Origin of the sequence: Ramlibacter humi (assembly GCF_004681975.1) — a bacterium.
Classification (GTDB): domain Bacteria; phylum Pseudomonadota; class Gammaproteobacteria; order Burkholderiales; family Burkholderiaceae_C; genus Ramlibacter; species Ramlibacter humi.
This window is the reverse complement of the sequence record NZ_SMLK01000003.1, coordinates 420206-443750: the sequence shown is the minus strand read 5'-3', so window position 1 is coordinate 443750 and position 23545 is coordinate 420206. Positions and strand designations below refer to the sequence as shown.

The 23545-nt window shown below is 66.8% G+C and carries 33 protein-coding genes and 1 tRNA gene; 13 read left to right on the top strand and 21 right to left on the bottom strand.

Features of this window, described 5'->3' with window-relative positions; translation table 11 throughout:
• The 4 genes from EZ216_RS21985 to EZ216_RS13080 all read left to right on the top strand — a co-directional run.
• The coding region (locus EZ216_RS21985; protein WP_135250202.1) for a LuxR C-terminal-related transcriptional regulator at positions 1-1623 on the top strand (1623 nt) is incomplete at its 5' end.
• 145 nt (positions 1624-1768) lie between these two features.
• Positions 1769-2218 carry a PM0498 family protein gene (locus EZ216_RS13090; protein WP_135250201.1) on the top strand — a complete coding sequence of 150 codons (450 nt, stop codon included), beginning with the start codon at positions 1769-1771 and terminating at the stop codon, positions 2216-2218.
• 7 nt (positions 2219-2225) lie between these two features.
• Positions 2226-2453 (top strand): hypothetical protein, encoded by a 228-nt coding sequence (locus EZ216_RS13085; protein WP_135250200.1) that lies wholly within the window; start codon positions 2226-2228, stop codon positions 2451-2453.
• A gap of 119 nt (positions 2454-2572) precedes the next feature.
• Complete coding sequence (locus tag EZ216_RS13080) at positions 2573-4768, top strand: tetratricopeptide repeat protein (RefSeq protein WP_239024378.1); 2196 nt, start codon at positions 2573-2575, stop codon at positions 4766-4768.
• 8 nt (positions 4769-4776) lie between these two features.
• Here EZ216_RS13080 and EZ216_RS13075 read toward each other — a convergent pair whose 3' ends face one another.
• A complete protein-coding gene (locus tag EZ216_RS13075; RefSeq protein WP_135250198.1) occupies positions 4777-5958 on the bottom strand; it encodes a CaiB/BaiF CoA transferase family protein in 1182 nt (393 codons plus the stop codon).
• Between the two features lie 15 nt (positions 5959-5973).
• Positions 5974-6834, bottom strand: coding sequence for an HTD2 family dehydratase (locus EZ216_RS13070; RefSeq protein ID WP_135250197.1), 861 nt, complete (start codon positions 6832-6834; stop codon positions 5974-5976).
• 359 nt (positions 6835-7193) lie between these two features.
• Between EZ216_RS13070 and EZ216_RS13065 the strand changes: the two genes are divergently transcribed.
• From EZ216_RS13065 to EZ216_RS22060, 9 genes are all read left to right on the top strand, one after another.
• Positions 7194-7967 carry a helix-turn-helix domain-containing protein gene (locus EZ216_RS13065; protein ID WP_135250196.1) on the top strand — a complete coding sequence of 258 codons (774 nt, stop codon included), beginning with the start codon at positions 7194-7196 and terminating at the stop codon, positions 7965-7967.
• An 84-nt stretch (positions 7968-8051) separates the two neighbouring features.
• Positions 8052-8738 carry a helix-turn-helix domain-containing protein gene (locus EZ216_RS13060; protein ID WP_135250195.1) on the top strand — a complete coding sequence of 229 codons (687 nt, stop codon included), beginning with the start codon at positions 8052-8054 and terminating at the stop codon, positions 8736-8738.
• Positions 8735-8881, top strand: coding sequence for a hypothetical protein (locus EZ216_RS21375; protein WP_167772887.1), 147 nt, complete (start codon positions 8735-8737; stop codon positions 8879-8881). The genes EZ216_RS13060 and EZ216_RS21375 overlap by 4 nt, the downstream gene beginning before the upstream one ends.
• Positions 8882-8959: 78 nt before the next feature.
• The gene (locus EZ216_RS13055) at positions 8960-9187 is read left to right on the top strand and encodes a hypothetical protein (RefSeq protein WP_135250194.1); all 228 of its coding nucleotides are present in this window, start codon (positions 8960-8962) and stop codon (positions 9185-9187) included.
• On the top strand, positions 9184-9531 hold the full coding sequence (locus tag EZ216_RS13050; RefSeq protein ID WP_135250193.1) for a hypothetical protein: 348 nt from the start codon (positions 9184-9186) through the stop codon (positions 9529-9531). Before EZ216_RS13055 ends, EZ216_RS13050 begins: the two co-directional genes overlap by 4 nt.
• A 588-nt stretch (positions 9532-10119) precedes the next feature.
• On the top strand, positions 10120-11355 hold the full coding sequence (locus EZ216_RS13045; RefSeq protein WP_135250192.1) for a protein rep: 1236 nt from the start codon (positions 10120-10122) through the stop codon (positions 11353-11355).
• On the top strand, positions 11352-12398 hold the full coding sequence (locus tag EZ216_RS13040; RefSeq protein ID WP_135250191.1) for a hypothetical protein: 1047 nt from the start codon (positions 11352-11354) through the stop codon (positions 12396-12398). The genes EZ216_RS13045 and EZ216_RS13040 overlap by 4 nt, the downstream gene beginning before the upstream one ends.
• Positions 12386-12640 (top strand): hypothetical protein, encoded by a 255-nt coding sequence (locus EZ216_RS13035; protein WP_135250190.1) that lies wholly within the window; start codon positions 12386-12388, stop codon positions 12638-12640. Before EZ216_RS13040 ends, EZ216_RS13035 begins: the two co-directional genes overlap by 13 nt.
• A gap of 96 nt (positions 12641-12736) precedes the next feature.
• Entirely contained in the window at positions 12737-14377 is a 1641-nt protein-coding gene (locus EZ216_RS22060) for a recombinase family protein (RefSeq protein ID WP_369126983.1), read from the top strand.
• On the opposite strand, the gene EZ216_RS13025 is transcribed toward EZ216_RS22060, so the two are convergent.
• The 19 genes from EZ216_RS13025 to rplN form a co-directional block, all read right to left on the bottom strand.
• A tRNA-Met gene (locus tag EZ216_RS13025) sits at positions 14334-14410 on the bottom strand. The genes EZ216_RS22060 and EZ216_RS13025 overlap by 44 nt on opposite strands.
• Positions 14411-14430: 20 nt before the next feature.
• On the bottom strand, positions 14431-14826 hold the full coding sequence (gene rplQ / locus EZ216_RS13020) for a 50S ribosomal protein L17 (RefSeq protein WP_135250189.1): 396 nt from the start codon (positions 14824-14826) through the stop codon (positions 14431-14433).
• A 66-nt stretch (positions 14827-14892) separates the two neighbouring features.
• Positions 14893-15882 (bottom strand): DNA-directed RNA polymerase subunit alpha, encoded by a 990-nt coding sequence (locus tag EZ216_RS13015; protein ID WP_135250188.1) that lies wholly within the window; start codon positions 15880-15882, stop codon positions 14893-14895.
• A gap of 126 nt (positions 15883-16008) precedes the next feature.
• Positions 16009-16632: a 30S ribosomal protein S4 gene (rpsD, locus tag EZ216_RS13010; RefSeq protein ID WP_135250187.1), complete on the bottom strand. Its 624-nt coding sequence runs from the start codon at positions 16630-16632 to the stop codon at positions 16009-16011.
• A gap of 125 nt (positions 16633-16757) precedes the next feature.
• The gene (rpsK, locus tag EZ216_RS13005; protein WP_135250186.1) at positions 16758-17162 is read right to left on the bottom strand and encodes a 30S ribosomal protein S11; all 405 of its coding nucleotides are present in this window, start codon (positions 17160-17162) and stop codon (positions 16758-16760) included.
• Between the two features lie 19 nt (positions 17163-17181).
• Positions 17182-17547, bottom strand: a complete 366-nt coding sequence (gene rpsM, locus EZ216_RS13000; protein WP_135250185.1) for a 30S ribosomal protein S13 — start codon at positions 17545-17547, stop codon at positions 17182-17184.
• Between the two features lie 18 nt (positions 17548-17565).
• The gene (gene rpmJ / locus EZ216_RS12995) at positions 17566-17679 is read right to left on the bottom strand and encodes a 50S ribosomal protein L36 (protein ID WP_011481465.1); all 114 of its coding nucleotides are present in this window, start codon (positions 17677-17679) and stop codon (positions 17566-17568) included.
• A 28-nt stretch (positions 17680-17707) separates the two neighbouring features.
• A complete protein-coding gene (infA, locus tag EZ216_RS12990; protein WP_135250184.1) occupies positions 17708-17926 on the bottom strand; it encodes a translation initiation factor IF-1 in 219 nt (72 codons plus the stop codon).
• A gap of 6 nt (positions 17927-17932) precedes the next feature.
• Positions 17933-19252, bottom strand: coding sequence for a preprotein translocase subunit SecY (gene secY / locus EZ216_RS12985; protein ID WP_135250183.1), 1320 nt, complete (start codon positions 19250-19252; stop codon positions 17933-17935).
• 25 nt (positions 19253-19277) lie between these two features.
• Positions 19278-19709, bottom strand: coding sequence for a 50S ribosomal protein L15 (gene rplO, locus EZ216_RS12980; protein WP_135250182.1), 432 nt, complete (start codon positions 19707-19709; stop codon positions 19278-19280).
• 1 nt (position 19710) lies between these two features.
• Entirely contained in the window at positions 19711-19896 is a 186-nt protein-coding gene (gene rpmD / locus EZ216_RS12975; RefSeq protein WP_135250181.1) for a 50S ribosomal protein L30, read from the bottom strand.
• 17 nt (positions 19897-19913) lie between these two features.
• Positions 19914-20435, bottom strand: coding sequence for a 30S ribosomal protein S5 (rpsE, locus tag EZ216_RS12970; RefSeq protein WP_135250180.1), 522 nt, complete (start codon positions 20433-20435; stop codon positions 19914-19916).
• 17 nt (positions 20436-20452) lie between these two features.
• Positions 20453-20818 carry a 50S ribosomal protein L18 gene (gene rplR, locus EZ216_RS12965; protein ID WP_135250179.1) on the bottom strand — a complete coding sequence of 122 codons (366 nt, stop codon included), beginning with the start codon at positions 20816-20818 and terminating at the stop codon, positions 20453-20455.
• Between the two features lie 10 nt (positions 20819-20828).
• Positions 20829-21362, bottom strand: a complete 534-nt coding sequence (rplF, locus tag EZ216_RS12960) for a 50S ribosomal protein L6 (protein ID WP_135250178.1) — start codon at positions 21360-21362, stop codon at positions 20829-20831.
• Between the two features lie 16 nt (positions 21363-21378).
• Entirely contained in the window at positions 21379-21774 is a 396-nt protein-coding gene (rpsH, locus tag EZ216_RS12955; protein ID WP_135250177.1) for a 30S ribosomal protein S8, read from the bottom strand.
• A 15-nt stretch (positions 21775-21789) separates the two neighbouring features.
• Positions 21790-22095: a 30S ribosomal protein S14 gene (gene rpsN / locus EZ216_RS12950; RefSeq protein WP_013902961.1), complete on the bottom strand. Its 306-nt coding sequence runs from the start codon at positions 22093-22095 to the stop codon at positions 21790-21792.
• Between the two features lie 9 nt (positions 22096-22104).
• On the bottom strand, positions 22105-22650 hold the full coding sequence (gene rplE, locus EZ216_RS12945; protein ID WP_135250176.1) for a 50S ribosomal protein L5: 546 nt from the start codon (positions 22648-22650) through the stop codon (positions 22105-22107).
• Positions 22651-22652: 2 nt separating this feature from the next.
• Positions 22653-22970, bottom strand: coding sequence for a 50S ribosomal protein L24 (gene rplX, locus EZ216_RS12940; protein WP_135250175.1), 318 nt, complete (start codon positions 22968-22970; stop codon positions 22653-22655).
• Between the two features lie 21 nt (positions 22971-22991).
• A complete protein-coding gene (rplN, locus tag EZ216_RS12935) occupies positions 22992-23360 on the bottom strand; it encodes a 50S ribosomal protein L14 (protein WP_013902964.1) in 369 nt (122 codons plus the stop codon).
• Positions 23361-23545: the final 185 nt, after the last annotated feature.

Sequence of the window (23545 nt, the reverse complement as noted above, 5' to 3'; positions counted from 1 at the left end):
GCCGCCCAGGCCGAGCCCAACCCCATCCGCGCCATCGGCCATCGCCTGGATGCCGAACAGTGGGAGCAGGCAGCCGCCGACATCGTGGCCAATGGGCAAGCGCTGATCAGCCAAGGCGCTTGGCGCGCACTGGTCCGCAGCATCACCCGGCTGCCACGCGAAGTGCTGGACCGCGATCCCGAGTTGTGGCTCATGCTCGCCTCTTCAGCCTGGTCCAATGGCGACATGATCGAAGTGCGTCACTGCCTGCGCCGGGCCGCCGCGCTGTGCCGCGGCCGCGAGGACGTCGACGGAGAGAGCCGCATCAACCTGCTGATGCTTCCGCCGCTCGTGATGCTCGGCGACCTGACCTCGGCCGAGCGGGTCCTCGAGTGGTGCGAGAGCCGAGTTCCCACCGATGCGCGGCAACGCAAACTGCTGCCGCTTGCCCGCATGTGGCACGACCTGACCACGGGCGACGCAGCGAGCATGTCCCGCAACTTCGAAGCGCTGGCGAACCTGGTCCGCTCGGAAGACGCGGACCTGCTGTTCGCCTGGCTCAGCCGCTCCGGCGGTGGCTTGCGGGGCAGCATCGTCGGGTTCCGGGGCTGGCACTCGTTCTTCTACGAGTTCGAAGACGCCGTCATGTCGGGCCCCATCGCCGAACTGGAATCTCACCCCGTGCGGACGATGACGCTCACCCTGCGGGCGTGGCGCCTGCTGTGGACCGGTGACCTGCTGGAAGCCCGAGCCGCGATCGACTTCGCGGAAGAGACACAGCGCCGCACGGGCAGCTCTCGCGGCACGGCTGTCGACCTGAGCCATGCGGACATGCTGCTGCGTGCCGTGGCGGGGGATGCCGCCGGCAGTGAAGCCTCCGGCCGCTCGATGCTCGCGCTGATCGAATCCTGCCGCGGGATCCGCGAGGCCTTCACGCCGGTGTACCTGCTCCTCCAGGCCCGCGCCTGCTGGATCCTGGGGCGGTTCACCGAGATGGAAGAAGCCTGCCGGCAGGCTTTCACGGCGGACTTCTCCAATACGCCGCCGTATTTCGAAGGCGCATTGCATCTCACCCAGGCCTACTGCGCCGTGGCCCGAGGTGATCTTGCGACAGCGACCAAGGAACTGGCGGCGGCGACGCGCATCCAGGCACGCATGCCAGTGGCCGCCTTCTACGGCGATGCCACCCTCGTCAGGGCGTACGTCCACCTTCTCGCCGGCGAACAGGAGCAAGCCGCCACGCTCTTCTCGGACGTGCTCGATCGAGTCGACGCCGACAGCAGCCTGGGCCTGCTGATCGTGGAACGCCGCGACATCGTGGACGCGTTGTTTCGCGTTCTTCCCTCCGCATCGCAACCCCATCATGCTGCGCAGCGCCTGCAGCTCGCCGTACGCCGGGCCCACGGCGGGTTGCAGCAAGCCACCCAGGCCGCGGCGCGGCGCGAAGTGCAGCTGTCGGCACGCGAACTCGAAGTTCTGCAGCTGGTGGCCAGCGGCGCCAGCAACAAGATCATCGCGCGCAAGCTGCTCCTGAGCGTGCACACGGTCAAGCGCCACCTGGCGAACATCACCGGCAAGCTCGGTGTAGGCGGCCGCATCGAAGCGGCTGCCGCCTTCCGGCACTCGCAACCGGCACCTCCCTGATCGAAGCGAGCCCGGAGCCATGCGCACCTTGGCTCCTAGTGCGGATGGCGCTCCGGAAGGCGAACTCGACAGTTGAGTTCACCTTCGAAAGCAGTACGCCATGTCCAATTTTCGCCCCGTAGCCACCTTTCGCATGAACCAGCCGATGCGCGCGATCGCATTGGGCTCGCCGGTGGTCAACACCGACGCGGCATTGCTGACCGTCGCGCGCCAGGGCTTCTGCCGGCGCGGCGAGTTCCTGCTGCTTCGCGCCAAGCAGCAGGCCCTGCCGTCCGCTTCGCAGGAGGCCCACGCCACGATCCTGGAGGCAGCCGTCAACTCCCTGCACACGGACGACTATGTGCAGGCCGACCACTGGTCGCACGCGATCGCGTTCCTCGAAACGCTGGCGCAAGCCTGGTCGTCCTTCAGTCCGGCTCATCCCGGCCTGGAGGCCCTGGTCACGATGCAAGGCACCACTCGCGGTGTCCACATCTCGCTGACGGCCGCACGCACGGGTTGGTCCAACTGCCCCAAGGATCTGCACCGCATGGTGCTGCCGATCATGGAAGCGCGGCTGGTCGAACAGCCTGTCGAAGAACTGATCGCTGCGTGAGCCGCGCATGACGCTGCTCGATCTCCTTGGCTTGCGGCGGTCGACGCGATCACCTGATCCACTCGGGGCGGCGTCGCTCCCTGAACATTCCGGCTTGTCCGAACAGCGGTCAGGCTCCCTTCGCAGCAGCTATCCGCACTCGTTGCACCACGATGTCGACGTGGAAGACTTCAGCGGACCGGAGTTCGAGCGCGCTTTCGCGGACACCGAAGCCATGGCACCGCGCGAAAGCTGATTGCTTGCGTCGAACCGCCGGTGGCTCCAACGGGTGAAGAGTCCAGTTCCTTCGCGCGTGAACATCGCCTGCCCCAAGGGATAGGCAGGACGATGAAGGAAGTTGCGGACGTGAGTGCGATGCTGACCCAGGCTTCGGCGCTGTACGCGGCCGGCAACCGGCCGGCGGCAGAACAACTGTGCCAGGCCGTCCTGCAGCTGCAGCCGTCCCATGTGAAGGCACTTCACTTCCTCGGCACCGCCGCCAATCTCGCCGGCGAACACGCCCGCGCCGAGACCCATCTGGCGCAAGCCAGCGCGGTGCAGCCACAAGACCCCCAGCTTCTGTTCGACCTGGGCACGGCTTGCCTGCTGCAGGGCAAGCATGCGCAAGCCCTCGAGGCTTTCGATCGGAGTCTGGCCCTTTCCCCCGCACAGCCGGAGGCGCTCTACAACCGCGGCCTCGCCCTCAACCGGTTGGGCCGCGCGGCCGAGGCCCTTCGCAGCCACGAGCAGGCCTGCCGTCTCGATGGCCGCCACGCGAGAGCGATCTACAGCTGCGGCCTCATCCACCAAGAGGCTGGCCGACCGGAGGCGGCGCTGGCGAAGTACGACGCCGCCATTGCCGCGAAGTTCGACTTCCCGGAGGCGCACGGCAACCGCGGCTTCGTGTTGAATGAGCTCGGCGAGCATGCCGAAGCCCTGGAAAGCTACGGCCGTGCCATCTCGCTGCGGCCCATGTCGGGCATGTACCACTTCGGCAAGGCAAAAGTGCTGCGCCGGATGAATCGCCCACTCGAAGCGCTGGCGAGTTTCCGGGCGGCGGCGCAAGTGGAACCAGGGCTCACGGGTGCGCGGATGGAAGCCGGCGACCTGCTGGAATCCATGAAGCGGCCCGACGAAGCGCTGCAGGAATACGCGGCGGCGATGGCTGCCGATCCCGCATGCCTGCCGGCCTTGCACGCCCGGGGAAGACTGCTGTTGGCAGCCGGGCGTTTCGATGAAGCACGCACCGATTTCCTGCGGGGCGCGGCGGCCGCCCCTCTGGATGCGGCGTTCGCGTTCGGCCTGGCTGCGTGCGCGCAGCGGCGCCGCAACGACCGGCAAGGCATCCAGCAGGCATTGACGTGCGTGGAGAAAGTCCTCGCGCATGAGCCCGGCGCAAAGCTCCACGTCATGCGTGCCAGCCTGCTCAATGCCTTGCTTCGGTTCGATGAAGCCGTCGCCGCAATGGAAACCGCCGAGCGGCTCGGCCCGCTGGACGCCGAGATGCTGCTGGTGCGCGGGCACTCGAACTTCGAAGCCGGCCGCTACGACGCCGCCTTGCAGGACTTCCATCAGGCCGTCGTGCTGGAGCCGCTCAACGGGCTGGGCCGCCTGGACGAAGCGCTCGTCCACCTGCTCAAGGGAGACTTCGTCCAAGGCTGGCCTCTGTACGAATGGCGCTGGGGCAACGGCGCGCTCAAGCCGGAGTTCACGGCCGGCAGGAAGATGTGGCTGGGGCAGGAACCGCTGCAGGACCGCACCATCCTGCTGCACCTCGAGCAAGGCTACGGCGACGTCATCCAGTTTTCGCGCTACGCCACCGTGCTCGCGAACCAGGGTGCCAAGGTCATTCTCTACGTCCAGCCGCCGCTGGTGCCGCTTCTCGCCACCATCCCGGGCGCACACCAGGTCGTCGCAGCCGGCGAAGCCCCACCGGACTTCGATGTGTACTGCCCACTGCTGTCGGTACCGATGGCCACCAACACCACATTGAAGAACATCCCGGGGCCGGCGTCGTACCTGCGCGCCAGTCCCGCAAAGGCACAGCAGTGGCGCGAGCGTCTCGGTCCGCGCAAAGGCCCGCGCATCGGTATCGTGTGCAGTGGCAACACGGATCATGCAAGAGACGCCTTGCGCAGCGTGCCGCTGGCCAGCCTTCTCAGCACGCTGCCGGAAGCCGCGCAGGTCGTCGTGCTGCAGCGCGAACTGCGGGAAAGTGACGCGCGAAGCCTGCAACAGCATGGCCGCGTTCTCTATTTCGGCGAGCAGATCCAGGACTTCTCCGACACCGCCGCGCTGTGCGCCCAGATGGACCTCGTGATCGCGGTGGACACCAGCGTCGCCCACCTGGCCGGCGCGCTGGGCGTGCCGACATGGCTGCTGCTGTCGTTTGCCCCCGACTGGCGCTGGTTGCTGGATCGGGAAGATTCGCCCTGGTACCCGTCGATGCGCCTGTTCCGGCAGCACCGCCTCAACGAGGGCTGGGAGGATGTGCTGCAACGGGTGCGCGGACAGTTGATGCAGCGCTTCAATCCAGCACCTGTCCCGGCCGAGGTGCTCGCCAGCGCTTAGGCGCGAAGCTAGATGGCGCCGGCGTCGCGCAGCGCGGCAATGTCGGCCGATGCCAGGCCGAGTTCAGCAAGGATGGCATCGGTGTGCTGGCCCAGAGCGGGGATAGCGTCCATCCGCGGCTCGCCGGGCTGCAAGCCGGGCGGTACCAACGCGGGGAGCACGCCCGAAGGCGAGGGGACTTCAGACCAGCGGTCGCGGCTGTGGAGCTGCTCGTGGTCCCACAGTTGCTGCATGGTGTTCACACGCGCATTCGCGATCTGCGCGGCCTCGAGCCTTTCCACCAGCTGCGGCGCGGTCAAGGGACGGAACGCATCCTCGATCAGGCCGCGCAGTTGCACCTGGTTCGCCACCCGATTGGCATTGCCGGTGAATCGCGCATCGGTCGCCAGCTCCGCGCGCAACAGCACCTTTTCACAGAAGCTCACCCACTCTCGCTCGTTCTGCAGGCCGAACATGACGCTGCCGCCGTCGGCACCCGTCGGGAACGGGCCGTAAGGAAAGATCGTCGCGTGCGAAGCGCCCGTGCGCTGCGGCTGCGGCGCGCCGTCGAACGCGTAGTACAGGGGGAATCCCGTCCATTCCGCCAGCGCTTCCAGCATCGAGATGTCGATGCGACGGCCGGCGCCCGTGCGCTGGCGTTCGATCAGGGCCGCCAGGACGTTGCTGTACGCGTACATGCCCGCGGCGATGTCGGCGATGGAGATGCCGGCCTTGCTTGGCGTTTCCAGCGTGCCGGTGACGGACAGGAAGCCTGCTTCGCCCTGGATCAGCAGGTCGTACGCCTTCTTGTCGCGGTACGGCCCATCGCTGCCGTAGCCGGAGATGTCGCACACGATGAGCGAAGGCTTGAGCCCGGAAAGGCGGTCATGGCCCAGGCCCAGGCGCGCGGCCGCGCCCGGCGCCAGGTTCTGCACCAGCACGTCGGCCTTCTCCAGTACCAGCCTTTCCAGCAGCGCTGCCGCCCCCGGATGCTTCACGTCCAGCGTGAGGCTTTCCTTCGAACGGTTGGTCCAGACGAAATGCGAAGCGAGGCCTCGCACGCGCTGGTCGTAGCCGCGCGCGAAATCGCCGCTGCCCGGTCTTTCGACCTTGATGACGCGCGCGCCCAGGTCGGCGAGATGGCGCGTGCAATAGGGTGCCGCGATCGCATGTTCCAGCGTGACCACCGTCACGCCCTTGAGAGGCTGCATGGTTGTCCTTCGCCGTCAGCACAGGGTGGCGGTGGCGTCCATCGTGAGCCAGCCTTCGTGGTCCTCGGCCCAGAGCCGCACTGTGCGTCCGTCGGCTTCCGGGCGGCCATTCACGCTCAAGGGTTTGCCATCGAACGTGGGCCGAACCGCGCGGAATGCGAAGGTGGCGAGTTGCGCTTGCGGCATCTCGCGTCCCAGCAGATCGACGAGCAGGGTGGCGATCAGCGGACCGTGCACGATCAGCCCGGGATAGCCTTCCACTTCGGTCACGTAGCGGCGGTCGTAGTGGATTCGGTGGCCATTGAAGGTCAGCGCGGAATAGCGGAACAGCAGCACATCGTCCGGCAGCCATTCGCGCCGCCATGTGGGTGCGCCATGCGTTGCTTTCTGCGGCGGCGGCTCGGCGTCGCCGGGTTTGCGCGCTTCACGGTAGACGATGTCGTGATGCTCCACCAGCGCCGGCTGCGCCGCATCGTTCGCGCGCACTTCATGCCGCACGCGCACGAACACCAGCGGCCCCGTGCGGCCCGACTTGGACGTGACGTCCTCGATGAACGATCTTCGCTCGACACGGTCGCCCACGCGCAGCGGCGAACGGAAGTCGAACTGCCCGCCGGCCCACATGCGCCGCGGCAGCGGCACCGGTGGCAGGAAGCCGCCGCGCCGGGCGTGGCCGTCAGGTCCGATCTCCGATTGGCGGTGCCGCGGCAGGAAGTACAGCCAATGCCACAGTGGAGGCAACGGCATGTCCTGCGGCGCCGAGGGCTCACGGTCCAGCGTCGCTTGCAGCGCCATCACCGGGGTGGGATACGCGACGTCCTCGACCTTCTCGCTGCGCCCGATCCACGCCCGCCAGTCCTGCGCACCGTCCGACATCTTCACTCCTGCGGGACAGCCATGCCCCGCCGCGAGTCTGTCGCGCGTGCGGACCCGTGGCAAGGCCGCGCGGAAAAGAAAACGCCCACCGAAGTGGGCCGTGCAAAAAGAAAGACGCCCACCAAGGTGGGCGTCTGGATTTGGTTGCGCGGGCCTGCAACGTACGTCGGAAGCTGATTCGGGCAGCGAGCTAGACCCCTTCCTCCTGGTAGGCAGGAAGCGGGGGCCCGCGGCGCGAAGGCGGCACAGGGGAGCGCAGCTCCAGGGGGCCGGGGGATGCAATCCCCACGCGGAGGAGCGCCGCGTGGCGCGGGCCGGAGGCCGGTGCCCGCCCCCGCTGCGGGCACAATGTCTCCCTGATGAGCGCTCCCACTCCCACGCCGCCGCCCGGTGACCCCGACAAGGTCCCCGACGAGCTGGCTTTGGCTGCGGCGGAGCGACTCAAGCGCGCGCGGGGCGAGCTTCCGCCGCCTCCCCCAGATCTGCCGGCGGACGATGCCGCTTTCGCGGCACGGCTGAAGGCGGCCCGCGAAGAGCGCAACTTCACTCAGGCAGCCGTTGCAAACCGATCCAGGATGATCGACCCCGCGCAGAAGGGGGTATCGCGCACGGCCATCATCGCGTACGAGCAGGGCACGACGAAGCCCGGCATCCGGGAGCTGCGGATGCTCTGCGAGGTGCTGCACGTCACGCCGAACTGGCTGATCTACGGAACGGACTCCGCAGCGAAGGCGGCGCTCCCCAGCCTGGAGTTCTTCAACGGCGGCCGCCCGGCGGATCTGCGGGACGTGCTGACGCTCTCGCTGGCGATCCTGTCGCTGAAAGGGCATGAGCGCGACTCGCTGCTGACCCTGGCACTTTCCCTTGCTGGGCGCGAGCTCGGTGACGTTCGGCTCTCCTCGCTGATGTCCTGGGGCTGGCTGCTCCAGGATCAATTCCTGAACGCGATCAAGTCCTCATTCCCTGACGAGGTGAAGGACCTCACCCTCGAGCAGCTCGCCGCGCACATGGCCGACGAGGGGACCACCACGAACATGGGAAACCGGTTCCGCCTGGGTGAAGAGGGCGAGATTCTGAACCCCGAAACCGCCGTCTATCCCGGCCCGACTGTTGGGAAAAGTCGCAAATCCTGACTCTATCAAGTCTCAACATTTGACAGGCTGATGTCGGCCATCTAAACTTTTTCATGTCAATTTTGACGACATGAAAAGGTCCACATGGCCCAGCCGAAAAAGGGGGTGAGCCCCGAACAGCTCCGGCAGCTCTCGAAGGAGCTGAACCTCACCGTCGCCGCGATCGCTGAAGGCACGGGCCTATCCAAGGCCTACATCAGCGAGTTCCGGAACGAGACCCGCAACCTGTCCGCGTCCCAGATCGCGCAGCTGCGGGCCTTCCTCGACCAGAAGTGCGAGGAGACGGGGATCGACTTCCCGGAGGACGAGGCGTCCGACGCAGCCGGTGAGCAACTGGTGAAGGGCCTCGGCGGGATGATCCAGCGCATCACGCGGCCGGCCATCCTGTTGTCCGAAGACATCCCGAAGGCGCAGGCCGAGAAGCTCCTGGACCTAATCGAGTCGAACCGGCTGAAGGTCGGCGAGCTCCTGGCCAGTGAGTTCAAGACGCAAGGTGGGATCCTCTTCACCAGTGGCGACGAGATCTCGCCCGACACCGAGCAGAAGATCCGCGACATCTTCGGCCTGCTCGCCCTGAACTACCTGGCGATCACGATCCTGCAGGGCCGCAACGTCGTGCGCGCCGTGCCGCCGGACATCGACGTCAAGACCCTGGGTGACTGGCTCTCCCGCTACGTCACCCAGAACTCGGACCTCGCCGGGCTCCTGCCCGCCGAACCGGTGAAACCGGCCGAGAAGGAACCGGCCCTGGCTGAGGGGGACGAGGAATGAACGGCTTCAGCGCTCCCGTCTCCATGCTGGCTGCCAAGGGTGGCAGCGGCGCGATCGTGGCCGGCGTCATCGGCCTGCTGATCGTCCTCGCCCTCGCTGCGCAGCGCGATCCCACGGCAGCGACCGCGCAGAACCGCCGGTAGGCCACCATGCGTTCCGACGCCTCGAAACCCGCTTCTGACGCGGGTTTCCAAGCCACACCTACGTCCGCAGACGCGCCGATGAGCCTGCGTGACCACTTCGCGCTTCAGGCCCTTCCGGCCATCCTCGCCCACTTCCAGAACGGGCACCCCTTCGGCTGGCACGGCATCGCGGGCGGCGCGTACATGGTCGCCGACGCGCTGCTCGAGGCGCGCCAGGCTGCATCGGGCGATGAGTACGTCGCAGCACTCGCCCAGGCCACCCGCGAAGCCGAGGAAGCGCTCGATCGGGAAGAGAGCGGGTCATGACAGGGGAGCCGCTCTTCTCCCGCCTCGGCCTCGGCATCGTTGGCCGCGGCCGTCTGGGGTACAGCCTGGCGGACATCCTCGGGCTGAGCGCCAAACCGTTCAACGGCACGCCGGCCGAGCGCCTGCGGTCCCTCTGGAGCTGGACCCTCGATGCGGTGCGCCGCCCCTGGTGCATCGCGACGGGCTGCAACTTCGACACGCCCGTCATCCGCTCCTGGTGCCTCTACACGTGCACCCGGTGCGGCTGCGAGATGCTGGGGCGGACCTTCGCCGACCTGGAGCCGGCGCCCGTCGATGACGACGACCGCTTCTTCGACTGGGACCTCCCGGGGGATGGCCGGTGAGCGCGGTGAGCACCTGGCGCACGCCCGGTCTCCGACCCATGTCCGCGCTCCTGCCGGATGTTCTGGCCAGCGTGCTCCGCGCCCGTTCTGATGCGTCGAAACCCAGTTCTGACGCGGCCTCCAGCCCGATTGACTTCCACGCTGCCGGCGTCCCGGCAGGCGTTCTGATGGCCCTTCGAGGGTTGATCGACACGGACATGGCCGGGTCGTCAGAGCGTCTGCCAGTGCGCCGGCAGACCGTCCGAAACCCAGCCGGCGAGGACCCTGCGCGGGCCCTGGAGCCGCGCAACGCAGCCAGGGGTACCCGGTGACTCACCTCCTCCAGATCGACCAGCCAGGGCGGCTTCCGCTGTTCGTGCGCCGCCTCGCCCGAGACGGTCGGATGGCCGTGACCTTCGATCCGGCCCAGGCCTGCCGCTACCCGGCCTGCAGCCCGTCCCTCCTCCGCCACGCCGCCGCCGCTGCCGCCGCCTGGCCGTCTCCAGGGCGCGCTGCCTTCGTCTCCGCCCCCGTCTGACTATGTCTCGGTATACACGCGAAATCGATACACCGGGAACGGGGGGCGGAGCCGCCGACGACCGTCGTTCCATGCTCCAGAAGCGCCACCGGCTGCTCCGCCAGGCGCAGACGATCATGTTCGACCCGGCCAAGGAAGCGAAGGCGCAGCACCGGGTGGTCTGGTGCCACCGGCACGTGCGGACGGAAGGCGCGATGCCGGTCCTGCGCCAACTGGATGGCTCCCGGTCCCGCCTGGGCAGCGTCAAGACCTGCGGCAGCGTGTGGGCCTGCCCGGTGTGTGCGGCGAAGGTGGCCGAGAAGCGCCGCCAGGAACTGGCAGACGCCATGGTCAAGCACACGGCAGCCGGTGGCCACGCCTACCTGCTCACGTTCACCTTCCCGCACTACAAGGGCGAGGCACTGGCGGACCTGATGAAGCCGTTCGACAAGGCCCGCCAGCAGTTCCAGAACTCGAAGGGCTGGAAGAAGGTGATGGGAAAGGAAGGCACCGCAGGCCGCGTCGGTGGCGTCACCTCGCTCGAGGTGACCTACGGCGACGGCAACGGCTGGCACCCGCACCTGCACATGCTGGTGTTCTGCGCACCTGGCGCGTTCCAGGAAGGGGAGCCCGACGAGCAGGGCCGCCTCTCCAGCGCCGCGATCGACTACTTCCGCGGCGTGTGGGTGTCGAAGCTGGAACGGAACGGCCTGGTCGATGCGCAGAATCGGACCCACGCCAGCCAGTACGGGCTCGACGTGCGCGGCGGCGAGAAAGCCGCGGAGTACATCGCGAAGTGGGGCCATGACGAGAAGTGGGGCATGTCGTCGGAGCTGACGAGCAGCCACGCGAAGGTGGGCAAGCGCGCGCAGTGGGGCGCGAACGACCACTACACCCCGTTCCAGCTCCTGGCCATGGCGGACGCGGGCGACATGCGCGCGCTGTGCGCCTTCCGCGAGTTCGTGAAGGCCTTCGACGGGAAACGCATGCTGACCTGGTCGCCCGGGCTGAAGGATCACTTCGGCATCGCCGAGTTGAGCGATGAGGATGCGGCCGCCGAGCAGGCGCTCGCGCTGAACGACGAGCACCAGGTGGGCGAGATCGTGCAGGAGCAGCTGCAGGTGCTCACGAAGTGGGGCCGCCTGGGCGACTTCCTCGCCTTCGTGGCCGAGCATGGCCACCAGGACGACAGCCAGCAGCTCATTGACGACTGGATCGCGAACTGCGCCGGTGGGCGACGACGGCGGGGGAACATCCTGGTCGACGCCCTAGTTGTCCCGGAGCACGGGAACCGCTACTTCTACAAGCCGGTGGAGATCGAGGCGTGAACGCACCCCGCCGCGTCCGCAAGCCGCTCACCGCGCGCCAGGTGGCGCTGGCCCAACTCGACATGTTCGGCGAGGTGCCCGTCACCCGGCAGGACGTGTATGCCTGGCTGATGGCCGTCGTGCAGATGGACCCGGAGAGCTTCCGGGCCGCCGACTACATCCGGAACTATCGCGTCCTGGACAAGATCGTCGCGGCGAAGCTCGATGGCACCTTCGAGCAGATCGTGGGCCCGGCGCGTGCGAGCGCGCGATTCCGCGAGCTTGATGCCGCCGGCACCGCCAACCCTGACGCGCGGAACACGCTGGGAGTCGGCGAGCACCGCGGCGAGCTGGCACCGGCACCGCTGCCGATGAAACCCGTGATGCGCGCGCCCAGGCGGCCACCCGAGGTGATCGCACGCGAACGGGAACGCGCGAAGGCAGAGAAGCGGGCACGCGGGAAGCTGCGCACGTCAGTACTGAATCGGTGGCTGCCCTCCGGCCTGCCCTCCTTCCAGGCGATCCTCGAGGATCTCGGTCAGCCCGACGCGGAGGCAATCGGCGCCGGCCTTCAGGTGCACCCGACCACCGTGCGGCGCTGGCTGCGTGACGGCGATGCGCCGCACGCCATCAAGCTCGCCCTGTTCTGGATGACGCGATGGGGCATTTCCACCGTCGAAGTCAACGCGCAGAACGACGCGATCAACAGCGAGCGCATCGCACGGCTCCACGAGCTGGAGGCCGAGAAGCTGCGCGACAACCTGCGCCTGGTCGAACGGATCGCCGACTTCGGCTCTGCGAACGATCCGCTGCCGAACGTGCAGGCACGCCATCAGCCTGCCGAGACGGCCGAGGGCATGTCATCAGGCGCGGACGTCGACGAGCGCTCTGCGCCCCTTCCTCCTGGTGAGCAGGCAGCGGGGGCCCTGCGCCGAAGGGCGCAAGGGGGCGCAGCCCCGGGGGGCCGGGGGGCGGCACGCCCCGCCGCGGAGGAGCGCCCTAGGCGCGGGCCGGAGGCCTCTTCGGACTCTGACGACACCGGGAGGAACGCATGCGCCGCCTGAAGCGAGTCGAGAAGCGGAAGCCCGGCGAGTTCCGCCTGCTGCTGCGGATCGGAATGGACGGCACGCGCACGCGTGAGGAAGCGCTGGAGTACGCCGCCGGCATCAACGTCGTGCGCTTCAAAAAACACGTCGAGAAGCTGCGCCACCGTCTCTACTGGGACCTCGCGCTGCGCAAAATCAAGGTGCAGGCACGGCGCCGCCGTCGCACCCTGAAGCTGGAAGCGCAGGGGAGTGACGTTTGATCAGGAACGCGGCCTCCCGTCTCGCAGCCGCGCGCGAACTGGCCCAGCTTCTGGTGCTGAACATCGTGCAGCAGCTCGTCGAGGAAGCGTCACACGATGATGGAATCAAGGACGATGACTCTCTCGGCCAGCAGCCCTGCACCGCTCCGCGCGGTGCTCTACGCGCGGTACAGCACCGACCGGCAGCGCGAAACCTCGATCGATGACCAGCTGCGCGCGGCTCGTGCGCGTGCTGCTGCCGAAGGCTGGGTGATAGTCGCGGAGTACGCCGACGAAGGGATCAGCGGCAGCGTGCCCGTTGCCTTGCGCAAAGGCGGCAAGGCCGTGTTGGCAGACGCGCTGGCCGGCCGCTTCGATCTGCTCGTCGTGGAAGGCCTTGATCGCCTGAGCCGGGACGTCGGCGAGCAGGACCAGGTGGTGAAGCGGCTGGAGTTCCGCGGACTGCGCCTGGTGGGCACCGCAGACGGCTACGACACGCAGGCGCGCGGCCGCAAGGTGATGCGCGTTGCTCGCGGGCTGGTGAACGAGCTGTACCTCGATGACCTGCGCGAGAAGACGCACCGCGGGCTCGCCGGCCAGTTCGACCGCGGCTACCACGTCGGCGGCGTCTGCTACGGCTACCGCAGCCAGCCCACGGCTGACGGGCGCGGCCGCGAGCTGGTGATCGACGAGGAGCAGACGTCGGTCGTGCGGCGGATCTTCAACGAATACGCCGATGGCAGCGGCATACGGACCATCGTTCACCGCCTCAACGCGGAAGGGATCAAGAGCCCGCGCGGCGGCACCTGGGCTGTCTCCGCCCTGGTCGGCGATCGCGCTCGTGGCGCTGGGCTTCTGAACTCCGAGATCTACATCGGTCGCCTGATCTGGAACCGCCGGCAGTGGTTGAAGGATCCCGAGACCGGAAAGCGGTGCTGCATCGATCGGCCCCGGGAGGAGTGGCAGATCCGCGATGTGCCGCACCTGCGCATCATCGACGCCGCGACATGGGACGCCGCTCGGGCGCGTGATCAGCACCGCACGCCGTCGAAGGGTGGCGCGAAGATGCGCACCCTCTTTGCCGGCCTGATGCGGTGTTCCGCGTGCGGCGGCCCGATCATCGCGATCGACGCGCGCCGCTACGGCTGCAACGTGCGCAAGGACCGCGGCCCTGCGGCCTGCCCGGGCGGCGGTGCCTTCCTGCGGACGGACGTCGATCAAGCACTGCTGTCGGTCGTCCGCGAGGACCTCATGGCGCCCGAGGTGCTTTCGACGGTAATAGCGACCGTGCAGGCCGCAGTGCGGGCCGCGGAAGCGGAGCGCCAAGCGAAGACGCAGGCCGCGCCTGGCCGGCGGGCCGCCCTTCAGGCCGAGATCGGGCGTCTTGTGGATGCGATCGCGGACATCGGCATGAGCCCGGCACTGCGCGCGCGCCTGGCGGCCGCGGAGGCCGAGCTCGCGAGCCTTCCGGAACAGACCGAGACCCCGATCGACGCCGACCGCCTAGCGCAGCAAGCGATCGCCGCGTACAAGCGCCGCATGCTGGATCTAGCTGCTGCCCTGCAGAAGGACACCACCGACCGCGATCGCACTCGCGCGCTGCTGGCCGAGATCCTCGGGCCGGTGATCCTGCGTCGTGACGACGTCGGCGACTGGGCAGAAATGGAAGAGCCGGCTCAGCGGGTGGCGCTGGCCGGCTCTACGCTTCTATCTGTGGTTGCGCGGGCAAGATTTGAACTTGCGACCTTTGGGTTATGAGCCCAACGAGCTACCAGGCTGCTCCACCGCGCGTCAGAGGGAGAGATTATAGGTTATTCGGAGGCCGATTGCTCGCCGCCTTCGACGGGCTCGGGACGATCGACCAGTTCGACCAGCGCCATCGGCGCGTTGTCGCCGACGCGGAAGCCCATCTTCAGGATGCGCGTGTAGCCGCCCGGACGAGCCTTGTAGCGAGGGCCCAGATCGTCGAACAGCTTGCTCACGTTGTCGCGGTTGCGCAGGCGGTCGAACGCCAGGCGCTTGTTCGCGAGCGTGGGCTCCTTGCCGAGCGTGATCATCGGCTCGACGACGCGGCGCAGTTCCTTCGCCTTCGGCACGGTGGTCTTGATCACCTCGTGCTCGATCAGCGAGTTCATCATGTTGCGCAGCATCGCGAGGCGGTGCTCGCTGGTGCGATTGAGTTTGCGGAGGCCGTGACCGTGACGCATGGTGATTTCCTTTCCTTATCTGCGCCCAGCCGTGTCAGGTACTGGGCGGTTCACCGTGTTGATGGATTAACGCTTGTCCAGGCCGGCAGGCGGCCAGGATTCCAGCTTCATGCCGAGCGTGAGCCCGCGCGAAGCCAGCACTTCCTTGATTTCGTTGAGCGACTTGCGGCCCAGGTTCGGGGTCTTCAGCAGCTCGTTCTCGGTACGCTGGATCAGGTCGCCGATGTAATAGATGTTTTCGGCCTTCAGGCAGTTGGCCGAGCGGACCGTGAGTTCCAGCTCGTCCACCGGACGCAGCAGGATCGGGTCGAACTGCTGCGAGCTGCGCTGCACCGGCTGGTCGAACGCGGCCAGCTCGCTGCCTTCCAGCTGCGCGAACACGGCCAGCTGCTCGACCAGGATCTTGGCCGAAGCGCGCACGGCGTCTTCGGCCGTGATGGCGCCGTTGGTCTCGATCTCGACCACCAGCTTGTCCAGGTCGGTGCGCTGCTCGACGCGGGCGCTTTCGACGGTGTAGCTCACGCGCTTGACCGGCGAGAACGAAGCGTCCAGCACGATGCGGCCGATGGACTTGGTCGGCTCGTCGGCATAACGGCGCATCGTGCCGGGCACGTAGCCGCGGCCCTTCTCGACCTTGATCTGCATGTCGATCTTGCCGCCCTGCGACAGGTGGGCGATGACATGGTCGGGGTTGATGATCTCGACGTCGTGCGGCGTCTGGATGTCGGCGGCGGTGACCACGCCTTCGCCGTCCTTGCGCAGCGACAGGGTGACTTCGTCGCGGTTGTGCAGCTTGAAGACCACGCCCTTGAGGTTCAGCAGGATGCTGACCACGTCTTCCTGGACGCCGTCGATCGAGCTGTACTCGTGCAGCACGCCGGCGATCGTCACTTCGGTTGCCGCATACCCGACCATCGAGGAGAGCAGCACGCGGCGCAAGGCGTTGCCCAGCGTGTGGCCGTAGCCGCGCTCGAACGGCTCCAGCGTCACCTTGGCACGGTTGGTGCCAAGCTGTTCCACGTTGATGGACTTGGGTTTCAGCAGGTTGGTTTGCATGCAGGACTTCCTCTCAATACCCCCGGCTCGTTACACCGGTAAGGCTGGTGAAGTGCCCGGTCACGGTGCCCCGCAACAGGGAACGAAATACTTGTCGGGCGGGACCTTGGGCCCCGCGCCAGCCGCTTAGCGGGAATACAGTTCGACGATCAGCGACTCGTTGATGTCGGAGCCGAATTCGTCGCGGTCGGGCACCTTCTTGAACGTGCCTTCCGCCTTGTCGGCGTTCACTTCCACCCAGCCGGGGATGCCCACCTGCTGGGCCAGCTGCAAGGCTTCGACGATGCGGTTCTGCTTCTTGGATTTCTCGCGCACGGCGACCACGTCACCGGCCTTGACCAGGTACGACGGGATGTTCACCGGCTGGCCGTTCACCGTGATGGCCTTGTGGCTCACCAGCTGGCGCGCTTCGGCGCGGGTGGAGCCGAAGCCCATGCGGTACACGACGTTGTCCAGGCGCGATTCCAGCAGGAACAGCAGGTTGGCGCCGGAGTTGCCCTTGCGGCGGGAAGCTTCCTCGAAGTAGCGGCGGAACTGCTTTTCCAGCACGCCGTACATGCGCTTGACCTTCTGCTTTTCGCGCAGCTGCAGGCCGAAGTCGCTGGTGCGCTGGCCGGAGGTGCGGCCGTGCTGGCCGGGCTTGCTGTCGAACTTGGCCTTGTCGCTGATCGAGCGGCGGGCGCTCTTGAGGAACAGGTCCGTGCCTTCGCGGCGGGAGAGTTTGGCCTTCGGGCCGAGGTAACGTGCCACTTGCTTTCCTTCGTTGACTGCCGCGGCCGTTCACCGCGGGAGCCGGCATCGCATGCGACGCCGGCGGTGGGCTTCAATGAAAACGGCGCGCGCCCCAACGGCGCACGCCGGTTGCGGTCGCAGCCTTAGATGCGACGGCGCTTTTGCGGGCGGCAGCCGTTGTGCGGGACCGGCGTCACGTCGGAGATCGACGTGATGCGGATGCCCAGCGCAGCCAGCGCACGCACCGAGGATTCACGGCCGGGACCGGGGCCCTTGATCTCGACTTCCAGGTTCTTGATGCCCTGCTCGATCGCGGCACGGCCGGCGACTTCGCTGGCCACCTGCGCCGCGAACGGCGTGGACTTGCGCGAACCCTTGAAGCCCTGGCCGCCGGACGAGGCCCAGGAGAGCGCGTTGCCCTGGCGGTCGGTGATCGTGATGATGGTGTTGTTGAAGGAAGCGTGCACGTGCGCGACGCCGTCGCTCACGTTCTTGCGGACCTTCTTGCGCACACGCTGCGCGGCGTTGTTGACGGGGGCCTTGGCCATGGTCTATCTCTTTCCCGGTTTATTTCTTGAGCGCTTGCGCGGCCTTGCGCGGACCCTTGCGGGTGCGTGCGTTGGTGCGCGTGCGCTGGCCGCGCATGGGCAGGCCGCGGCGATGGCGGAAGCCGCGGTAGCAGCCGATGTCCATCAGGCGCTTGATGTTCATCGTGGTTTCGCGGCGCAGGTCGCCCTCGATCGTGAACTGGCCGACGGCGTCGCGGACCTTCTCGAGCTCGGCGTCGCTCAGGTCCTTGACCTTCTTCGAGTAGGCGATGCCGCAGGCCTCGCAGATCTTGCGGGCGCGCGTGCGGCCGATGCCGAAGATGGCGGTGAGGCCGATCTCAGCGTGCTGGTGCGGCGGAATGTTGATGCCGGCGATACGTGCCATGTTCTTTCCCCTAAACCTTTAGCCTTGGCGCTGCTTGTGGCGCGGATCGGTGCAGATCACGCGGACGACGCCCTTGCGGCGGATGATCTTGCAGTTGCGGCAGATCTTCTTGACGGAAGCCGAAACTCTCATTCTTTCTCTCCTAAATCTCTTCCAGCCTTTACTTGGCCCGGAACACGATACGTGCCCTGGACAAGTCGTAGGGCGTCAATTCCACGGTGACCCTGTCACCCGGCAGGATGCGGATGTAGTGCATCCGCATCTTTCCGGAGATGTGGCCCAGCACGACATGACCGTTTTCCAGCTTCACGCGAAAAGTCGCGTTGGGAAGGTTTTCAACCACCTCTCCCTGCATCTGGATCACGTCATCCTTGGCCATCCTTCCTCACCCGCCGAGTGATGTCTTGAAGTTCGCTTTCTTCAGCAGCGATTCATACTGCTGGCTCATCAGGTAGTTCTGCACCTGCGCCATGAAGTCCATCGTGACCACCACGATGATCAGGAGCGAGGTGCCGCCGAAGTAGAACGGCACGTTGTATTTCAGGATCAGGAACTCCGGCAGCAGGCAGACGAAGGTGATGTACACCGCCCCCGCCAGCGTCAGCCGGGCCAGGATCTTGTCGATGTAGCGCGCCGTCTGGTCGCCCGGACGGATGCCCGGCACGAAGGCGCCGCTCTTCTTCAGGTTGTCGGCGGTCTCGCGGCTGTTGAACACCAGCGCCGTGTAGAAGAAGCAGAAGAACACGATTGCGCCCGCATACAGCAGGGTGTAGATCGGCTGTCCCGGTGCCAGCGTGGCGGCGATGTCCTTCAGCCAGCGCATGGAGTCGCCGGTGGAGAACCAGCTGACCACCGTGGCGGGCAGCAGGATGATCGACGACGCGAAGATCGGCGGGATCACACCGGCCATGTTCAGCTTCAGCGGCAGGTGCGACGACTGGCCTCCGTAGACCTTGTTGCCGACTTGCCGCCGCGCGTAGTTCACCAGGATCTTGCGCTGGCCGCGTTCGATGAACACCACCAGGTAGGTCACGCCCGCCACCACGGCGACGATGAAGATGGACGCCAGGATGCTCATGGCACCCGTGCGCACCAGCTCCAGCAAGCCGCCGATCGCGTTGGGCAGGCCCGCGGCGATGCCGGCGAAGATCAGGATCGAGATGCCGTTGCCCAGCCCGCGCTCGGTGATCTGCTCGCCCAGCCACATCAGGAACATGGTGCCGGCCGTCAGGCTGACCACCGCGGTCATGCGGAAGCCGAAGCCCGGCGTGATCACCAGGCCCGGCGAACCTTCCAGCGCCATCGCGATGCCCAGCGACTGGAACAGCGCCAGCCCCAGCGTGCCGTAGCGCGTGTACTGCGTGATCTTGCGGCGGCCGGCCTCGCCCTCCTTCTTCAGCTGCTCGAACGTGGGGAGCACATACGTCAGCAGCTGCATGATGATGGAGGCCGAGATGTACGGCATGATGCCCAGCGCGAACACCGTGAACCGCGACAGCGCGCCACCCGAGAACATGTTGAACAGGCTCAGGATGCCGCCCTGCTGCCCCTTGAACAGGGACTGCAGCTGCCCGGGGTCGATGCCGGGCACGGGGATGTGCGCGCCGACGCGGTAAACCACCAGCGCGAGCAGCAGGAACACCAGCCGCCGGCGCAGGTCGCCGAACTTGCCGGTCTTCGCGAGTTGTGCGGCGTTCGTGGCCAACTTCTTCCTTCGTCCTTCCGGCCGCTTACGCCAGGCTGCCGCCGGCCGCCTCGATGGCAGCCTTCGCGCCGGCGGTCGCGCCGATGCCGGTCAGCTTCACGGCGCGCTTGAGCTCGCCGGACTTGATGACCTTCACGTTCTTGATCAGCTCGCCGACCAGGCCGGCCTGCTTCAGGGCCAGCAGGTCGACTTCCGCCGCGCCGAGCTTTTCCAGCGCGGTCAGCGTGACCTCGCCGTTGAACTTCAGCGTCTGCGACTTGAAGCCACGCTTGGGCAGGCGGCGCTGCAGCGGCATCTGGCCGCCTTCGAAGCCCACCTTGTGGTAGCCGCCCGAACGCGACTTCTGGCCTTTGTGGCCGCGGCCCGCGGTCTTGCCCAGGCCCGAGCCGATGCCGCGGCCGACGCGGCGGCGCGCCTTGCGCGAGCCGGCGGCCGGCTTGAGGTTGTTCAGTTCCATGTCAGAGCACCTTCACCAGGTAGCTGATCTTGTTGATCATCCCGCGCACAGCAGGCGTGTCCTGCAGCTCGGAAACCGAGTTCAGCTTGCGCAGGCCCAGGCCGCGCACCGTGGCGCGGTGCGATTCCTTGGTGCCGATGGGGCTGCGCACCAGCTGCACCTTGACCGTGTTTTGTTGGGTGGCCATGTCGTTCGTCCTTGGCTTCAGGCGGCGAACAGGTCTTCGACCGACTTGCCGCGCTTGGCCGCCACTTCCGAAGGAGTGGTTGAGTTCTTCAGCGCGTCGAAAGTGGCGCGGACCATGTTGTATGGGTTGGTCGAACCGTGGCTCTTGGCCACGATGTCGGTGATGCCCATCACTTCGAAGACGGCGCGCATCGGGCCGCCGGCGATGATGCCCGTGCCCTTGGGGGCGGGCGCCATCATCACGCGCGCGGCGCCGTGGTGGCCGTGCACGCTGTGGTGCAGGGTGCCGTTCTTCAGCGACACCTTGGTCATGTTGCGGCGGGCTTCTTCCATCGCCTTCTGCACGGCCAGCGGCACTTCCTTGGACTTGCCCTTGCCCATGCCGACGCGGCCGTCGCCGTCGCCCACCACGGTCAGCGCGGCGAAGCCGAGGATGCGGCCGCCCTTCACCACCTTGGTGACGCGGTTGACCGCGATCATCTTTTCCTTGAGGCCGTCTTCCGGACCGTCGGCCTGCCTGTTCGCTTGAATCTTTGCCATGTTGCTATCCGTGTCCGTTAGAACTGCAGGCCCGCTTCACGGGCGGCGTCGGCCAGCGCCTTGACGCGGCCGTGGTACGCGAAACCCGAGCGGTCGAAGGCGACCTTCTCGACACCGGCGGCCTTGGCACGCTCGGCGATCAGCTTGCCCACGCGGGCGGCCGCAGCGGCATTGCCGCCCTTGCCGGCGCCGCCGAGTTCGGTGCGCAGGTCTTTATGCGCGGTGGACGCCGAAGCCAGGACCTTGCTGCCGTCCTCGGAGATCACCGAGGCGTAGATGTGCAGGTTGGTGCGGTTGACCGTCAGGCGCGCCACGCCTTGCGTGGCGATGCGGATGCGCGTCTGGCGGGCACGGCGGAGGCGCTGCTCTTTCTTGTTCAACATCGTCCGCTCCTTACTTCTTCTTGGTTTCCTTGATCACGACCTTCTCATCCGAATAACGGATGCCCTTGCCTTTGTAGGGCTCGGGGGCGCGAACGGCACGGATCTCGGCGGCGAGCTGGCCGACGCGCTGGCGGTCGGCGCCCTTCACCACGATTTCGGTCGGGGTCGGGGTCTCGAACTTGATGCCTTGGGGCATCTCGATGTTCACCGGGTGCGAATAGCCCACCGACAGGTTGAGCTTTCCGCCCTGGACGGCGGCCTTGTAGCCCACGCCCACCAGGGTCAGGCGCTTCTCGAAGCCCTTGGTCACGCCCACGACCATGTTGTTCACCAGCTGGCGCAGGGTGCCGCTCATGGCGTTGGCTTCACGCGATTCGTTGGCCGGCTCAAAGGACAGCTTGCCGTCCTTGCTGGTCACCTTGACCAGCGCATTGTTCGCCAGCGACAGCGTGCCGCCCGCGCCCTTGACGCTGATCTGGTCTTCCTTGATCTGCACGTCGACGCCCTGGGGGACGGCGACCGGCATCTTTCCTACTCGGGACATTGCTCGTTCCTCCCTCTTACGCGACGTAGCAGAGCACTTCGCCGCCGACACCGGTGGCGCGCGCCTTGCGGTCGGTCATCACGCCCTTGGGCGTGGTGACGATCGCGACACCCAGGCCGTTCATGACCTGCGGGATGGCGTCGCGGCCCTTGTAGACGCGCAGGCCGGGGCGGGACACGCGCTCGATGCGCTCGATGACGGGGCGGCCGGCGTAGTACTTCAGCGAGATCTCGAGCTCGCTCTTGTTGCCGTCCTTCTTGACCTCGAAACCGTCGATGTAGCCCTCGTCCTTCAGGACCTGGGCGATCGCGACCTTCAGGTTCGACGCCGGCACGCTCACCGACGGCTTGGCCACCATCTGCGCATTGCGGATGCGGGTCAGCAGGTCGGCGATGGGATCACTCATGCTCATTGTTCTCTCCTCGCCTTACCAGCTGGCCTTGATCACGCCCGGGATGTCGCCGGTGAAGGCCATCTCGCGGATCTTGTTGCGGGCCAGGCCGAACTGGCGGAACGTGCCGCGCGGGCGGCCCGTGATCTCGCAGCGGTTGCGCTGGCGGGTCGGGTTGGCGTTGCGCGGGAGCTTCTGCAGCGCCAGGCGGGCGGCCGCGCGCTCCTCGTCGCTCTTCTTGGCATCGCCGGCGATGGCCTTCAGTTCCGCGTGCTTCTTCGCGTACTGGGCGACCAGCTTGTCGCGCTTGAGTTCGCGCTGGATCAAAGCAGTTTTAGCCACGATGCACCTTCAGTTCTTGAACGGGAAACGGAAGCCCTGGAGAAGCGCCTTCGCTTCGTCGTCGGTCTTGGCCGTGGTGGTGATGCTGATGTTCAGGCCGCGCAGGGCGTCGACCTTGTCGTATTCGATCTCGGGGAAGATGATCTGTTCCTTGACCCCGATGTTGTAGTTGCCGCGGCCGTCGAAGGCACGGCCCGAGATGCCGCGGAAGTCGCGCACGCGCGGCAGCGCGATGGTGACGAAGCGGTCCAGGAACTCGTACATCTTCTCGCCGCGCAGCGTGACCATGCAGCCGATGGCCTGGCCTTCGCGGATCTTGAAGCCGGCGATGGCCTTCTTGGCCTTGGTCACCACGGGCTTCTGGCCGGCGATCTTGGTCAGGTCGCCCACGGCGTTGTCCATGACCTTCTTGTCGGCGACGGCCTCGCTCACGCCCATGTTCAGCGTGATCTTGGAGAGGCGCGGCACCTCCATCGGCGACTTGTAGCCGAACTTCTGGGTCAGTTCGGGAGCGATCTTGTCGCGGTAAACCTGTTGCAGTCGTGCGGTTGCCATGTTCACGCCACCTTGATTTCTTCGCCGCTGGACTTGAAGACGCGGATGCGCTTGTCGCCGTCGGCCTTGATGCCCACGCGGTCGGCCTTGCCGGTCGCCGGGTTGAAGATCGCCACGTTGGACTGGTGGATGGGCATGGCCTTCTCCACGATGCCGCCGGTGGTGCCCTTGAGCGGGTTGGGCTTGGTGTGCTTCTTCACCAGGTTGATGCCCTCGACCACGACGCGCTCGTCGTCCTTGCGCAGGACCACCTTGCCGCGCTTGCCCTTGTCACGCCCGGCCAGGACGATGACTTCGTCGCCTTTGCGAATCTTGTTCATGTCTGTCTTCTCGCCTTGGGGTTAGAGGACTTCGGGCGCCAGCGACACGATCTTCATGAACTTCTCGGTGCGCAGCTCGCGCGTGACCGGTCCGAAGATGCGGGTGCCGATGGGCTCCAGCTTGTTGTTGAGCAGAACGGCGGCGTTGCCGTCGAACTTGACGAGCGAGCCGTCGCCACGGCGGATGCCCTTGGCCGTACGGACGACGACGGCGCTGTACACCTCGCCCTTCTTGACGCGGCCACGCGGGGCGGCTTCCTTGATGGACACCTTGATGATGTCGCCCACGCTGGCGTAGCGGCGCTTCGAGCCGCCCAGCACCTTGATGCACAGGACGGACTTCGCGCCGGTGTTGTCGGCGACTTCGAGCCGGGATTCAGTCTGGATCATTTGTGTCTTCCCAACTTGTTCCCGAAGCCGCCTGGCACCACGCCGGCAGGTCTATCGAGGACAGTCTTGGGCCTGTCGTCGGCGCCGAGGGCGGGTTGCCGCTGGATCGGCGCCTCCGGAAAGGCAGATAGCTCGCCCAAAAACAGGCGAGCCCGCGATTATGCCTTATCCACAGGTTCTGTCAA

Bases quoted from the DNA above. Each gene is read 5' to 3' on its own strand.
- rpmJ (WP_011481465.1), bottom strand. From the start codon at position 17,679: ATGAGAGTTTCGGCTTCCGTCAAGAAGATCTGCCGCAACTGCAAGATC.
- EZ216_RS13090 (WP_135250201.1), top strand. From the start codon at position 1,769: ATGCGCGCGATCGCATTGGGCTCGCCGGTGGTCAACACCGACGCGGCA.
- EZ216_RS13055 (WP_135250194.1), top strand. From the start codon at position 8,960: ATGAGCCTGCGTGACCACTTCGCGCTTCAGGCCCTTCCGGCCATCCTC.
- EZ216_RS13075 (WP_135250198.1), bottom strand. From the start codon at position 5,958: ATGCAGCCTCTCAAGGGCGTGACGGTGGTCACGCTGGAACATGCGATC.
- rpsK (WP_135250186.1), bottom strand. From the start codon at position 17,162: ATGGCCAAGGCCCCCGTCAACAACGCCGCGCAGCGTGTGCGCAAGAAG.
- EZ216_RS13050 (WP_135250193.1), top strand. From the start codon at position 9,184: ATGACAGGGGAGCCGCTCTTCTCCCGCCTCGGCCTCGGCATCGTTGGC.
- rpsM (WP_135250185.1), bottom strand. From the start codon at position 17,547: ATGGCACGTATCGCCGGCATCAACATTCCGCCGCACCAGCACGCTGAG.
- EZ216_RS13085 (WP_135250200.1), top strand. From the start codon at position 2,226: ATGACGCTGCTCGATCTCCTTGGCTTGCGGCGGTCGACGCGATCACCT.
- EZ216_RS13035 (WP_135250190.1), top strand. From the start codon at position 12,386: ATGCGCCGCCTGAAGCGAGTCGAGAAGCGGAAGCCCGGCGAGTTCCGC.
- EZ216_RS13045 (WP_135250192.1), top strand. From the start codon at position 10,120: ATGCTCCAGAAGCGCCACCGGCTGCTCCGCCAGGCGCAGACGATCATG.
- rpsE (WP_135250180.1), bottom strand. From the start codon at position 20,435: ATGGCAAAGATTCAAGCGAACAGGCAGGCCGACGGTCCGGAAGACGGC.
- EZ216_RS13070 (WP_135250197.1), bottom strand. From the start codon at position 6,834: ATGTCGGACGGTGCGCAGGACTGGCGGGCGTGGATCGGGCGCAGCGAG.
- EZ216_RS13080 (WP_239024378.1), top strand. From the start codon at position 2,573: ATGCTGACCCAGGCTTCGGCGCTGTACGCGGCCGGCAACCGGCCGGCG.
- rplO (WP_135250182.1), bottom strand. From the start codon at position 19,709: ATGGAACTGAACAACCTCAAGCCGGCCGCCGGCTCGCGCAAGGCGCGC.
- rpsH (WP_135250177.1), bottom strand. From the start codon at position 21,774: ATGAGCATGAGTGATCCCATCGCCGACCTGCTGACCCGCATCCGCAAT.
- EZ216_RS13015 (WP_135250188.1), bottom strand. From the start codon at position 15,882: ATGCAAACCAACCTGCTGAAACCCAAGTCCATCAACGTGGAACAGCTT.
- EZ216_RS22060 (WP_369126983.1), top strand. From the start codon at position 12,737: ATGATGGAATCAAGGACGATGACTCTCTCGGCCAGCAGCCCTGCACCG.
- EZ216_RS13060 (WP_135250195.1), top strand. From the start codon at position 8,052: ATGGCCCAGCCGAAAAAGGGGGTGAGCCCCGAACAGCTCCGGCAGCTC.
- rplF (WP_135250178.1), bottom strand. From the start codon at position 21,362: ATGTCCCGAGTAGGAAAGATGCCGGTCGCCGTCCCCCAGGGCGTCGAC.
- EZ216_RS13065 (WP_135250196.1), top strand. From the start codon at position 7,194: ATGAGCGCTCCCACTCCCACGCCGCCGCCCGGTGACCCCGACAAGGTC.
- rplN (WP_013902964.1), bottom strand. From the start codon at position 23,360: ATGATCCAGACTGAATCCCGGCTCGAAGTCGCCGACAACACCGGCGCG.
- infA (WP_135250184.1), bottom strand. From the start codon at position 17,926: ATGGCCAAGGATGACGTGATCCAGATGCAGGGAGAGGTGGTTGAAAAC.
- rplQ (WP_135250189.1), bottom strand. From the start codon at position 14,826: ATGCGTCACGGTCACGGCCTCCGCAAACTCAATCGCACCAGCGAGCAC.
- rplR (WP_135250179.1), bottom strand. From the start codon at position 20,818: ATGTTGAACAAGAAAGAGCAGCGCCTCCGCCGTGCCCGCCAGACGCGC.
- rpmD (WP_135250181.1), bottom strand. From the start codon at position 19,896: ATGGCCACCCAACAAAACACGGTCAAGGTGCAGCTGGTGCGCAGCCCC.
- EZ216_RS21375 (WP_167772887.1), top strand. From the start codon at position 8,735: ATGAACGGCTTCAGCGCTCCCGTCTCCATGCTGGCTGCCAAGGGTGGC.
- rplX (WP_135250175.1), bottom strand. From the start codon at position 22,970: ATGAACAAGATTCGCAAAGGCGACGAAGTCATCGTCCTGGCCGGGCGT.
- rplE (WP_135250176.1), bottom strand. From the start codon at position 22,650: ATGGCAACCGCACGACTGCAACAGGTTTACCGCGACAAGATCGCTCCC.